The organism is Microbacterium panaciterrae (assembly GCF_039541635.1).
GTDB classification, from domain to species: Bacteria; Actinomycetota; Actinomycetes; order Actinomycetales; family Microbacteriaceae; genus Microbacterium; species Microbacterium panaciterrae.
Genome location: NZ_BAABGP010000024.1, coordinates 174,098 through 185,568 on the forward strand (window position 1 = coordinate 174,098; position 11,471 = coordinate 185,568).

At 70.6% G+C, this 11,471-nt stretch carries 11 protein-coding genes, 1 tRNA gene and 1 pseudogene; 5 read left to right on the forward strand and 8 right to left on the reverse strand.

Going from position 1 to position 11,471, the window contains the following annotated elements:
* Positions 1-8: 8 nt before the first annotated feature.
* A complete protein-coding gene (locus ABD882_RS17410; RefSeq protein WP_345188697.1) occupies positions 9-494 on the reverse strand; it encodes a MarR family winged helix-turn-helix transcriptional regulator in 486 nt (161 codons plus the stop codon).
* Positions 495-550: 56 nt separating this feature from the next.
* Here ABD882_RS17410 and ABD882_RS17415 point away from each other — a divergent pair, with 56 nt between their 5' ends.
* Positions 551-1,273 (forward strand): NAD(P)-dependent oxidoreductase, encoded by a 723-nt coding sequence (locus ABD882_RS17415; protein WP_345188698.1) that lies wholly within the window; start codon positions 551-553, stop codon positions 1,271-1,273.
* On the opposite strand, the gene ilvA is transcribed toward ABD882_RS17415, so the two are convergent.
* Together ilvA and ABD882_RS17425 are read right to left on the reverse strand one after the other, a co-directional pair.
* Positions 1,270-2,505: a threonine ammonia-lyase gene (ilvA, locus tag ABD882_RS17420; RefSeq protein ID WP_345188700.1), complete on the reverse strand. Its 1,236-nt coding sequence runs from the start codon at positions 2,503-2,505 to the stop codon at positions 1,270-1,272. The genes ABD882_RS17415 and ilvA overlap by 4 nt on opposite strands.
* Positions 2,502-3,695 (reverse strand): AI-2E family transporter, encoded by a 1,194-nt coding sequence (locus ABD882_RS17425; RefSeq protein WP_345188701.1) that lies wholly within the window; start codon positions 3,693-3,695, stop codon positions 2,502-2,504. Before ABD882_RS17425 ends, ilvA begins: the two co-directional genes overlap by 4 nt.
* A gap of 78 nt (positions 3,696-3,773) precedes the next feature.
* Here ABD882_RS17425 and ABD882_RS17430 point away from each other — a divergent pair, with 78 nt between their 5' ends.
* Positions 3,774-5,069 (forward strand): winged helix-turn-helix domain-containing protein, encoded by a 1,296-nt coding sequence (locus tag ABD882_RS17430; protein WP_345188794.1) that lies wholly within the window; start codon positions 3,774-3,776, stop codon positions 5,067-5,069.
* A gap of 22 nt (positions 5,070-5,091) precedes the next feature.
* Here the strand turns inward: ABD882_RS17430 and ABD882_RS17435 are convergent, their stop codons facing one another.
* The 3 genes from ABD882_RS17435 to ABD882_RS17445 all read right to left on the reverse strand — a co-directional run bounded on the left by ABD882_RS17435 (position 5,092) and on the right by ABD882_RS17445 (position 8,304).
* Positions 5,092-5,670 carry a LemA family protein gene (locus ABD882_RS17435; protein ID WP_345188702.1) on the reverse strand — a complete coding sequence of 193 codons (579 nt, stop codon included), beginning with the start codon at positions 5,668-5,670 and terminating at the stop codon, positions 5,092-5,094.
* 82 nt (positions 5,671-5,752) lie between these two features.
* Positions 5,753-7,066, reverse strand: coding sequence for a D-arabinono-1,4-lactone oxidase (locus tag ABD882_RS17440; RefSeq protein ID WP_345188703.1), 1,314 nt, complete (start codon positions 7,064-7,066; stop codon positions 5,753-5,755).
* A complete protein-coding gene (locus tag ABD882_RS17445; RefSeq protein ID WP_425563394.1) occupies positions 7,063-8,304 on the reverse strand; it encodes an alanine racemase in 1,242 nt (413 codons plus the stop codon). The genes ABD882_RS17440 and ABD882_RS17445 overlap by 4 nt, the downstream gene beginning before the upstream one ends.
* A gap of 77 nt (positions 8,305-8,381) precedes the next feature.
* Here ABD882_RS17445 and ABD882_RS17450 point away from each other — a divergent pair, with 77 nt between their 5' ends.
* From ABD882_RS17450 to ABD882_RS17460, 3 genes are all read left to right on the forward strand, one after another.
* Complete coding sequence (locus ABD882_RS17450; RefSeq protein ID WP_345188704.1) at positions 8,382-9,161, forward strand: ANTAR domain-containing protein; 780 nt, start codon at positions 8,382-8,384, stop codon at positions 9,159-9,161.
* A gap of 53 nt (positions 9,162-9,214) precedes the next feature.
* The gene (locus ABD882_RS17455; RefSeq protein WP_345188705.1) at positions 9,215-10,306 is read left to right on the forward strand and encodes a fatty acid desaturase family protein; all 1,092 of its coding nucleotides are present in this window, start codon (positions 9,215-9,217) and stop codon (positions 10,304-10,306) included.
* A 51-nt stretch (positions 10,307-10,357) separates the two neighbouring features.
* Positions 10,358-10,430, forward strand: a tRNA-Leu gene (locus ABD882_RS17460).
* A gap of 2 nt (positions 10,431-10,432) precedes the next feature.
* Here the strand turns inward: ABD882_RS17460 and ABD882_RS17465 are convergent.
* Positions 10,433-10,729: a YciI family protein gene (locus ABD882_RS17465; RefSeq protein WP_345188706.1), complete on the reverse strand. Its 297-nt coding sequence runs from the start codon at positions 10,727-10,729 to the stop codon at positions 10,433-10,435.
* Between the two features lie 12 nt (positions 10,730-10,741).
* Positions 10,742-11,308, reverse strand: a pseudogene (locus ABD882_RS17470) (pyridoxal-dependent decarboxylase); the annotation flags it as partial.
* Positions 11,309-11,471: the final 163 nt, after the last annotated feature.

Here is an 11,471-nt window from a genome sequence, read left to right on the forward strand (position 1 = left end):
CGGAGGATTCAGTCCTGGTCGGACAGGGCGGCGGTCGATGTCGCGGCCGCCTCCCGGACCCGACTCAGGAAGCCGGCGATCGTGTCGAGCTGCGCGTCGTCGTAGTCGGCGCAGATCCGATCGAACTGCGCGTTCATGCCCGCATAGAGCCCATAGACGTCGCTGTCGCGGTCGGGCAGCACGCGGACGGTGACGGCGCGTCGATCGCCGGCGTCCCGCTCCCGTACGATCCAGCCACCCCGTTCGAGCCGGTCGAGAATGCCCGTGAGCGTCGCCGGGCGCACGCCGGTGAGCCTGGCCAGGCTGGTCGGGTTGAGCGGTCCGTGGATCGAGATGAGATCGAGGCAGTCGAAGTCGGTGTCACGCACCTCGAGGCCGAAGCCGACGCGATGGTTGAGCACCGACAGCTGCACCCTCGCCTCGCGGAGCGCCCCCCTGAGCTCGTCCGCGCGACGAGCAGCCGTCGAACTCGAGGTATCTAGTTCGTTTTTCATATGCTACCGTTCTCGTATTATATGAGTTCTAAAGCTAGAATAGCGGAAGGGTTCCCATGAAGCTCATCATCTTCGGCGCGAACGGACCCACCGGCCGCCTCCTCACGGATCAGGCGCTCGCGTCCGGTCATGAGGTGACGGCAGTCACCCGCCGACCCGAGGCCTTCGGTATGCGACACGACCGGCTGCAGGTCGTCGGCGCCGACGTGCACGACGCCGACGCGGTCGACGCGGCGCTCGCCGGGCAGGACGCCGTGCTCTCCGTCCTGGGTGTGCCGTACAGCAGACAGCCTGTGACGGTGTACTCCGAGGGCACCGGCAACATCATGACGGCGATGCGCACGCACGGCGTCCGACGCCTCGTCTGCGTCAGCGCGAGCCTGACGGATCCGAGTCTCGGTCCGCACGGCGGCTTCTTCGTCGACAAGGTCGCCGGCCCGATCGTCAGCTACTTCGGCCGCACCGTCTATGCGGATATGGCCCGTATGGAGGCCCTGGTCCGGGCCAGCGCACTGGACTGGACGATCATGCGCCCCAACGGGCTGTTCGAGACCGCGCAGGTCACCGGCTACCGGCTGGCGGAGGACTACCTCGATGCGGCCTACACGTCGCGCGCCGACCTGGCCGCCGCAATGCTGCACCAGCTCTCGTCCGACGCGTTCCTGCGGAAGATCTGCGCCATCGGGACCGTCGACGAGAAGCCCCGGCTCCTGGCGCTCCTGCTCCGCGAGGGCAGCTCGGCCAAGCGCGAGGGCGGCCCTGACGCCGACCTCGCCTAGTCCTGGACGACGAGCGGCTCGAAGCCGGCCGCGCGCAGCGTGTCGAGCGTGAGCTCGGAGTGCTCGGGGCCGCGGGTCTCGACGCTCAGCTCGAGGATCACGTCGTTGATCTGCAGTCCGTGGCCGTGCCGGGTGTGCATCGCCTCGATGACGTTGGCGCCCGCGTGCGCGATGAGCTCGGACACCCGGGCGAGCTGGCCGGGACGGTCCGGGAGCGGGATCCGCAGGGTCAGGTAGCGTCCGGAGGCGGCGAGGCCGTGCGAGACCACGCGCTGCAGCAGCAGCGGATCGATGTTGCCGCCGGAGAGCACGGCGAGGGTCGTTCCGCTGCCGTGCACCTTGCCCGCCAGGATCGCGGCGACGCCGACCGCGCCGGCCGGTTCCACGACGACCTTGGCCTGCTCGAGCAGCAGCAGCAGGGCGCGGGCGATGTCGTCGTCGCTGACCGTGACGACCTCGTCGACGAGCTCCTGGATCATCCCGAACGGCACGTCGCCGGGCTTGGCGACCAGGATGCCGTCGGCGATGGTGGGCTGGGTGGTGATCTCGACCGGATGGCCGGCCGCGAGCGACGGGCCCATCGCGGCCGCGTTCTCGGCCTGCACGCCGACCACGCGCACGGTGCGGCCCTGCTCTGCGGCGCGCGCCTTTACTGCGGCGGCGACACCGGCGATGAGCCCGCCGCCGCCGATCCCGAGCACCACGGTGTCGACGTCGGGGACGTCCTCGATCAGCTCGAGCCCGAGCGTCGCCTGGCCGGTCACGATGTCGCGGTGATCGAACGGCGGGATGAGCACGGCGCCGGTGCGCTCGGCGAACTCGGCGGCGAGGCGCAGCGGCGTGGCGACGGTCTCGCCCTCGAGGACGACATCCGCGCCATAGCCGCGGGTGGCGAGCAGCTTCGGCACCGGCACGCCCATCGGCATGAAGATCGTGGCGTGGATGCCGAGCGCCTGCGCGGCCAGGGCGACGCCCTGCGCGTGGTTGCCGGCGGAGGCCGCCACCACGCCGCGGCTGCGCTCCTCGGCGGTGAGCTTGGAGAGGCGGTGCACGGCCCCGCGGATCTTGAACGATCCGGTGCGCTGCAGATTCTCCATCTTCAGCATCACCGGCGATCCCAGCACCTTGCCGAGCGCGATCGACGGCAACGTGGGTGTCCGGATGATCACACCCTCCAGGCCGGCCGCGGCTTCCTGGATCTCGGCGAGGGTCGGGATCGTCTCGTTCGTCATCGCATGCTCCTTCTCCGTGCCCGCGGCACGGTCTGCCAGATGTAGTCGCCGTCCGGATCGGCGCCCGTGCGCCAGGCCCCGGAGTTCACGGTCACCGCCGCGACGTTCACGAAAGCCGCCAGCGGCACGGCGAACAGCGCCCCCGGGATCCCGGCGATCAACGCGCCGCCCGCCACCACGAGCACCACCGCGAGCGGGTGCACCTTCACGGCGGATCCCATCAGGATCGGCTGCAGGATGTGCCCCTCGATCTGCTGCACGGCGAGCACGACGACGAGCATCCACAGCGCGATCCACGGCCCGTTGTAGACGAGGGCGAGGAAGACCGCGAGCACTCCGGTGATGACGGCGCCGACGATCGGGATGAAGGATCCGAGGAACACCAGCACCGCGACCGGCACGGCGAGCGGGACACCCAGCAGGAACGCGCCGAGCCCGATCCCGACCGCGTCGATGAATGCGACCAGCATCTGCGTGCGCGCGTAGTTGATCACCGTGGCCCAGCCGTTGCGGGCGGCGGCGTCCACCGCGAGACGCGAGGCCTTCGGGAAGAGCTTGAGCGTCCAGCGCCAGATGCCGCCGCCGTCGGCGAGCAGGCAGAGCAGGATGAAGACGGTGAGCACGGCGCCGGTGGCCACGTGGCCGAACGTCGAGCCGACGGCGATCGCGCCGGACTTCAGCAGCTCGCCCTGCGCGGACAGGAACGCGATCGCCTGGTTCAGGAAGTCGGCGATCTGCTTCTCGGTGAGGTGCAGCGGCCCGTCGATGAGGAACTGCTGGAACTGCCCCATCGCGGCGACCGTGCGCGTCTGCACGTCCGCCCACTGCTGCGTGATCTGCCAGACCGCCAGCCACAGCAGCCCTGCGACGATCGCGAGCGTGCCGAGGAGCGCGATCGCGATCGCGAGCCAGCGCGGGAACCGGGCGCGCAGCATCGCGCTGAACACGGGCCAGAGGAGCGCGGTGAGCAGGATCGCGACCATCAGCGGGATGACCAGGATCTTGAACAGCATCACCAGCCAGATCAGCACGCCCACGGCGGCGGCGATCACGAGCAGGCGCCAGGCATAGGCGGTCGTGATGCGCAGCCCGGCCGGCACGGATCTCTCCACCTCGCCGGTGACGTCCACGCGCCCCGACACCGAGCGCTGGCGGATGAGATCGCGGAAGCGTCGACTCTCATCACTCATCGGCCCAGTCTACGGGCGCGGGCGGCGCCGCCCGTCGCCGTGTCGGCGGCCGCGGCTACGCTGGCCGACGTGACCGACATGCCCCGCCCCGCTGAGACGATGAGCGCCGCCCAGGCCCGGCGGATGGCGCTCGCCGCACAGGGGTTCTCCCGCCGGCGCCCGGATGCTCCCGCCGTGCGGCATCTGCACACGGCGATGGCCCGCATGGGCGTGCTGCAGATCGATTCGGTGAACGTGTTCGCCCGTTCGCACTACCTGCCGCTGTTCTCGCGGCTCGGCGGGTACGACCCCGCGATGCTGGATCGGGCGGTGCTCTCGCGCCCTTCCGCATCCCGTCCCGGCCGGTACACCGAGTACATCGCACACGAGGCCACGTTCCTGCCGGTCGAGGACTGGCCGCTCTGGGGGTTCCGGCGGGACGCCTTCCGGGAGAAGCGCGGCGAGTTCTGGGGGCAGAGCTCCTCGGCGCGCACGCTGGACTGGATCCGCGCCGAGCTGCGCGATCGCGGCCCATCCCGTCCCGCCGAGATCCGCGGCGACGCCCCACGCGGACGCGGAGGCTGGTGGGAGTGGGACGAGGTGAAGCACTCCCTGGAGTACCTGTGGCGGATCGGCGAGGTCGCCATCGCCGGGCGGGACGGTTTCGAGCGGCGGTACGCGCTCGCCGACGATGTGGTGCCTGAGGGGCTGCTCGGCCGGGATCTGCCTCGCGCGGAGGCCATCTCCGAGCTGGTGCGCCGAGCCGCGCGGGCGCACGGCGTCGCGACGGCCGCCGACATCGCGGACTACTACCGGATCAAGGATCGTGAGGCGATCCTCACCGCGATCCGAGGACTCGTCGAGGCGGGCGAGCTCGTGCCTGTGCAGGTGCGCGGCTGGGAACGCGGCGGACGAGCGATCCCCGCCTGGCGCCATGCGGACGCCACCCTCCCCCGCCGCATCGACGCGGCCGCGATCCTGACCCCGTTCGATCCCGTCGTGTGGTTCCGCGATCGGGCGCTGCGCGCGTTCGCACTCGATTACCGCATCGAGATCTACACGCCGTCCGCGCAGCGCCGGTACGGCTACTACTCGCTGCCCGTGCTCGTCGGGGACAGGATCGCGGCGCGGGTGGATCTGAAGGCGGATCGCGCGGCACGCACCCTGCTCGTGCAGTCCGCCTGGTGGGAGCCGCAGGCCCGGCCCGCGGCCGACGTCGAGCGGATCGCCGCGGAACTGCGCGCCGCCGCCGCGTGGCAGGGGCTGGAGCACGTCTCGGTCTCGCGCTGGGGCGACGCCTCCGCAGCGCTGGCCGACGTGCTCGAGGGGCACCCCGAACACGTCCGTCGCCACGACGCAGGGCGCGCGGAGGTGGTGCCGCGGGGAGACCGCTGAGCGGGCGACGGCCCCGGAGGGGTCAGAACTGGACGCGCGGCGGCTCGGCGATGGCGGCGCCGTCCGCGACCTCGAAGAACTCGCGCTCGGTGAAGCCGAGGTTGCGCGCGAAGAGGTTGTTCGGGAACACCTTGACCTTGGTGTTCAGCTCGCGCACGCCGCCGTTGTAGAAGCGGCGGGAAGCCTGGATCTTGTCCTCGGTGTCGACGAGCGCCGACTGCAGCTGCAGGAAGTTCTGGCTGGCCTGCAGCTGCGGATACGCCTCCGCGACCGCGAACAGGCTCTTCAGCGCCTGCTGCAGGTGGCCTTCTGCGGCGCCGGCCTCACCGGGGCTGGACGCGGCGAGCGTCTCGGCGCGCGCACGGGTGACGTTCTCGAAGACCGCCTTCTCGTGCGCGGCGTAGCCCTTGACCGTGTCGATCAGGTTCGGGATCAGGTCGGCCCGGCGCTTGAGCTGCACCGTGATGTCGCTCCACGCCTCATCGACGCGGACCCCCAACTGCACGAGCGAGTTGTAGGTGGCCCAGAGATAGATGCCGACGATGACGATCAGGACGACGATCACACCGACGACGACGAGCACAGGAACGAGAACATCCACGGACGACGACCCCCTTGCAGACGTGGTTTCGGCCCATCCTATCCCCGCATCCCTGCGCGGACGCCGGGCTGCCAGGCAACGGTCAGGTGCCGATGACGCGCTCCAGATAGCGGTTGCCGAACCGGCGTTCCGGATCCATCCGATCCCGCAGCGCGACGAAGTCGTCGAACCGCGGATGGCGCTCGCGGAGCTGGGCGGCGTCGAGCGTGTGCAGCTTTCCCCAGTGCGGTCGCCCGCCGTGGTCCAGCATGATCTGCTCGACGGCCTCGAAGTATTCGCGCGGGTCGTGCCGCCAGTACCGGTGCACCGCGATGTAGGCGGAATCGCGCTCGTACGCGGTGGAGAGCCAGCGATCGTCGGCCGCTGCGAAGCGCACCTCGACGGGGAACTCGATGCGCCAGCCGCGCTTCTCGATCAGCGCCTTCACCTCGCGGAACGCGGGAACCACCTGGTCCTGCCCCAGCGCGTACTCCATCTCGCGGAAGCGCACCGTGCGGCTCTGCGTCAGCACGCGATGTGAGAGGTCGGTGTACTCCCGGTCGCCCGTGAGCGTGACCGCGAGCCGGCTGAACGGCGGGGTGATCGCGGGGGCGAGAGCACCCGCGGCGCACACGACGCGGTACACCCCGTTCGAGAGCAGGGTCTCGTCGATCCACCGGCCCACAGCAGGGAGCGGGTGGCGCGGTGCGGACTCCGGGAGCCGCTCGGTGGTCTTGGTGAGCGCCACGTCGGTGTGCGGGAACCAGTAGAACTCGAAGTGATCGGCGGCGGCGACGCGCTCGTGCACGGTCTCGAGCACCTCGTCCAGCGGTGCGGGGGCATCGACCGCGTGCATCACGAAGGCGGGCACGCACTGCAGCGTGACCTCGACGAGGATCCCGAGAGCGCCGAGCCCGAGCGCGACCGCCGGCAGCAGCTCGGCATTCTGGGTCTCGTCGACGCGCAGGAACTCCCCCGCCGCCGTGATGAGGGTGACGCCGACGACCTGGGCGGCGATCCCGCGGAACCTCGCCCCGGTGCCGTGCGTGCCGGTCGAGATCGCGCCCGAGATGGACTGGCGGTCGATGTCGCCGAGATTCTCCATCGCCAGCCCGTAGGGCGCGAGCAGCCCGGGGATCCGATGCAAGCGGGTGCCGGCGAGCAGCGTCACTCGCCCGCGCGCCTCGTCCACCGAGACGAGTCCCTGCAGGTCGTCGAGCTCGAGCAGCACGTCCGGGGCGACGGCGATCCCAGTGAAGCTGTGGCCGGCGCCGACCGCCTTGATGCGCAGCCCGTGTGCACCCGCGGCGAGCACGGCACGCTGCACGCCCTCCGGGGTGCGCGGACGCTCCACCCCGATCGGCCGGATCGAGGCCGAGCGGCCCCAGTTCTGCCAGGTTCCCCCCATGCGGGTCACAGGAACGCCTTTCCCTCACCGCGGTACGTGGGCAGCTCCGCGACCACCTGATCGCCGTCGACGAGGTGATAACTGAGGATCCGCTCCGCGGGCTCGCCGCTCTTCGCGTGCCGCAGCCACACCCGATCCCCGACCCGCAGCGTCCGGGCGGCCGCGCCGCGCAGCGGGGTCTGCACCTCGCCGGCCGCCTCACGCGGCGCGGTGCTCAGCCCCTGCGGCCACACCGGCAGGGGCTGGCGCGAGGCGACGGGCGGTCCGGAGGCGATCCAGCCGCCACCGAGGATCGTCGCGATGTCGGGCGCGGGGCGGCGCACGACATCGAACGCGAAGGCGCTGGCCGGTGCGAGGTCGAAGGCGCGGTAGCCGTCGAACAGGTGGCCCGCGAGCAGGCCGCTGCCGGCGGTGATCTCGGTGAGCGAGGAGTCGGATCCGGTGTACTCCAGGGATCCGGTCCCCCCGCCGGTGACGAACTCCAGCGGCACGAGGGCGCGTACGGCGTCGACGATGCGGGCACGGCGTTCCTGCAGCTCGGCGCGCGAACGCGCCTGGACGACGCGGATCAGCGTGTCGCCGCTGCCGGTGTCGTCGCCCTGCCCGGCGATCTGCGCCTCGTACATCTGCAGCCCGACGAGCCGGAAGCCGTCGCGCTCGGCGGCCTGGCGGGCGAAGCGCGCCACCTCGTCCGCGCTGTGCAGCGGCGAGCGGAACACGCCGATATGCCCGAGCACCGGGGTGCGCCAGGACGCGTCGGCGTCGATCGCGATGCGCACGCGCGGACGCCGGGTGGGGGCCGCCACGGCGTCGATGAGGTCGAGCTGCGATTCGTCGTCGACCATGAGCGTGATCCGGGAAGCCGCACGCTCGTCGGCGAGCAGTCTGGCCAGCGACGGCCGATCCGCGGTCGGGTAGGCGAGCACGATGTCGTCGTGGTCCTCGGCGAGCCAGAGCGCCTCGGCCAGGGTGAACGCGAGCAGCCCGCGGTAGCCCGACACGCGCAGCGCCGCGTCGATGACCTCGCGCACCCGCACGGACTTCGTCGCGATGCGGATCGGAAGCCCTCCGGCGCGGACGGGCATGTCGACCGTGTTGAACCGCAGCGCCTCGAGATCGATCACCGCGACCGGCGCGGGCAGATGCGCCGTCGCCTCGGTCAGCCGCGGCCACCAGCGGCCGGGATCCTGCCAGGGCAGGGCTGCGGGGCGGGTGGGCGTCGTCGTCACGGCGCCCCGATCGGCGATGAGCTCGAGCACTCCCCCACCCTACGTCGTGCTCTGGGCCGATCCTGTCTACCATGGCAGACGAGAGAGGAGCGATCATGGCCCGTACATCCCGCGAGCGCCGCCTCAACGCCGCCTTCGTGAGGGTCGCCGACACCCTCACCGACGACTACGACGTGGTCGACCTGCTGCACACGCTCGTCACCGAGTGCACCGAGATCGTGGACGTGCAGGCGGGAGGGCTCCTGCTCCTGGACGCCCAGGGAGAGCTCCAGGTGATGGCGTCGACGACCGAGAGCGCCGAACTCGTCGAGGTCCTGCAGCTCGCGGCCGGCGTCGGCCCCTGCCTCGACTGCTTCGCCACGGGCGAGCAGGTCTCGGTGCTCGATCTCGGCGCCACCGACCGCTGGCCGGCCTTCAGCGCCGAGGCGCTGCGGCGGGGATTCCGCTCCGTGCACGCGATCCCGCTGCGCCTGCGCGGAGACACGATCGGCACCATGAATCTCTTCGGCGCCTCGATCGGCGCCCTCAGCGACCGTGACGCGAGCGCCGCGCAGGCACTTGCCGACGTCGCCACCATCGGCATCCTGCAGCAGCGCGTCTCCGCGCAGGCGCAGGTGGTCGCCGAACAGCTGCAGAGGGCGCTCGACAGCCGGGTCCTCATCGAGCAGGCGAAGGGAGCGATCGCACAGGGCGCGGGGATCTCGATGGACGAGTCCTTCGCCGTGCTGCGCCGCTACGCGCGTGCGCGCAACCTCACGCTGCACGCCCTCGCGGAGGCGATCTCGAACCGTGCGCTCCCGACCTCCGCACTCACGGCCTCGTTCGGGGACGAGAAGTTCCGCCCCGCCGCCCCGCCCTGGCGCCGGGAGGCGTAACCTGGATTCAGATCCGCTCGAGACCCCGGCGCGACGCCGAGAGGAGCGGGATCATGGCACTGCAGGCGACGGGTTCGCGATCATCGGAGTTCGGCCCGGTGCGACGGACGGGCAACAGCGACTTCACCGAACTGGCGCGGCTGGTGAAGACCGCGGGGTTCATGCGCCGCAGGTACGGCTACTACTGGACCAAGCTGGTGTGCGTCCCGCTCGTCGTCGCTGCGGCGATCATCGTGTTCATCGTGATCGGCGACACCTGGTGGCAGATGTTCACCGGCGCGGTCTTCGCGATCCTGTTCACCCAGATCGCGTTCCTCGGACATGACGCCGCGCACCGCCAGATCTTCCGATCCGGCCGGTGGAACGACTGGATCAGCCTCATCCTCGGGGACCTGTTCGTCGGCATGAGCTACGGGTGGTGGCAGCACAAGCACACCCGGCACCACGCCAACCCCAACATGATCGGGTCCGACCCCGACATCGATCTGCCCGTGATCGCCTTCACTCCCGAGCAGGCTTCCCGCAACCGGCCGCCGCTCGCGCGCTGGGTCATCGCGCATCAGGGCGTCTTCTTCTACCCGGTCCTGCTGCTGGAGGGGCTCTCCCTGCACGCCTCCAGCGTGCACCGCGTGTTCAGCCGCGAGCCGCTCGCCCGCCGGCCGATCGAGATCGGCTTCCTCCTCATCCGGATCATCGGCTACCTGACGGTCGTCTTCCTCGTGCTCTCGCCGGACAAGGCGTTCGTCTTCCTGGCCGTGCAGCTGGGCCTGTTCGGGTTCTACATGGGGGTGTCGTTCGCGCCCAACCACAAGGGCATGCCGCTGGTCCCGCACGACGCACGACTCGACTTCCTGCGTCGCCAGGTCATGATGAGCAGGAACGTCCGCGGCAGCCGGTTCCTCGACATCGCGATGGGCGGACTCAACTACCAGATCGAGCACCATCTCTTCCCCTCAATGGCCCGGCCGTATCTGCGGCACGCCGCGCCGCTGATCGAGGCCTACTGCCGCGAGCGCGACGTGCCCTACACGCAGACCGGTCTCTTCCACTCGTACGGCATCGTGCTGCGCTACATCAATCGCGTGGGCCTGGGCGAACGCGACCCCTTCGCCTGCCCTCTGCTGGAGCAGAGGCAGAGCATCTGAGCGGCCACAGCGGGGTGCGGTCGTGGCCACGATGGCTAGGCTCGAGGTCGGGCCCCCGTAGCCCAACGGCAGAGGCAGGCGACTTAAAATCGCCTCAGTCCGGGTTCGAATCCCGGCGGGGGCACATCAGGACCCGTCCGGTCCCGCACCGAGCCAGACGGCGTTCCATTCCAGGATGCGCGGAACCGCCAGCCCCTCGGTGACGAACGGATCGTCCGCGATGAACCTCTCGGCGTCCTCCCGCGAGGAGAACACGCCCATGGAGCCGACGTCGGCGTCGGGCGTGAGGAACGGGCCGAGGACGATCAGCCCGCCCCCGGCCGCATGGAAGGCCCGATAGTGCGCCTGGTGGCGCGGGAACACCTCGGCGAGGCGCGCCCGCTCGACGTCGTCGCGAAGCCGATACAGCACCACGTGTTCCATGACGTCATCCTCTCAGTGCCGGAAGGCGGGTCCGGTGGAGCCGTGCGGCAGCGGCGAGGTCAGCGCGTCGAGGTAGTCGACCTCCTCGCGGAGCGTGGCGAGCAGCGACTCGGCCAGGTCCTGGGTCACGCCGTTGCGGATCACGATGCGCTGCACGGTGATCTGTTCCAGATCCGCCGGCAGCGGGTACGCCGGAACCAGCCAGCCGCGCATCCGCAGTCGGTCGGAGAGGTCGAACAGCGTCCAGTTCTCGGTGTGGCCTTCGGCGAGCCGCCAGGCGAACACCGCGATCGTGGACCCGTCGCTGATCAGCTCGAACGCGGGCATGGCGCCGATCCCGTCGGCGAGGCAGCGCGCGACCGCACGGGAGGTGCCCTGCACCTCGGCATACCCCTGCCTGCCGAGCCGCAGGAACCGGTAGAACTGCAGCAGCACCTGCGCTCCGGGCCGGGAGAAGTTCAGCGCGAGCGTCGGCATGTCGCCGCCGAGGTAGCTGACCCGGAACACCATCGATTCGGGCAGCGCCGCGGCATCGCGCCAGACGACCCAGCCCAGCCCCGGATACACCAGACCGTATTTTCAGCGGATCCATCCCCTGATCCGGGATCCGGTGCTTGTCGACGAGCATCGTGGTGCCGGGGCGGCGGTGCAGCGGATTGACCCGGATGCGTTCGGATGACATGGCGATGCTCCTCGGTGCGGTGTTCCTCAGGCGGCCTGTTGCGGCGACACCTTAGCACCG

What these genes read in the sequence shown, in the direction of transcription:
- ABD882_RS17410 (WP_345188697.1), bottom strand. Translation starts at nt 494, where the DNA reads ATGAAAAACGAACTAGATACCTCGAGTTCGACGGCTGCTCGTCGCGCG.
- ABD882_RS17415 (WP_345188698.1), top strand. Translation starts at nt 551, where the DNA reads ATGAAGCTCATCATCTTCGGCGCGAACGGACCCACCGGCCGCCTCCTC.
- ilvA (WP_345188700.1), bottom strand. Translation starts at nt 2,505, where the DNA reads ATGACGAACGAGACGATCCCGACCCTCGCCGAGATCCAGGAAGCCGCG.
- ABD882_RS17425 (WP_345188701.1), bottom strand. Translation starts at nt 3,695, where the DNA reads ATGAGTGATGAGAGTCGACGCTTCCGCGATCTCATCCGCCAGCGCTCG.
- ABD882_RS17430 (WP_345188794.1), top strand. Translation starts at nt 3,774, where the DNA reads ATGCCCCGCCCCGCTGAGACGATGAGCGCCGCCCAGGCCCGGCGGATG.
- ABD882_RS17450 (WP_345188704.1), top strand. Translation starts at nt 8,382, where the DNA reads ATGGCCCGTACATCCCGCGAGCGCCGCCTCAACGCCGCCTTCGTGAGG.
- ABD882_RS17455 (WP_345188705.1), top strand. Translation starts at nt 9,215, where the DNA reads ATGGCACTGCAGGCGACGGGTTCGCGATCATCGGAGTTCGGCCCGGTG.
- ABD882_RS17465 (WP_345188706.1), bottom strand. Translation starts at nt 10,729, where the DNA reads ATGGAACACGTGGTGCTGTATCGGCTTCGCGACGACGTCGAGCGGGCG.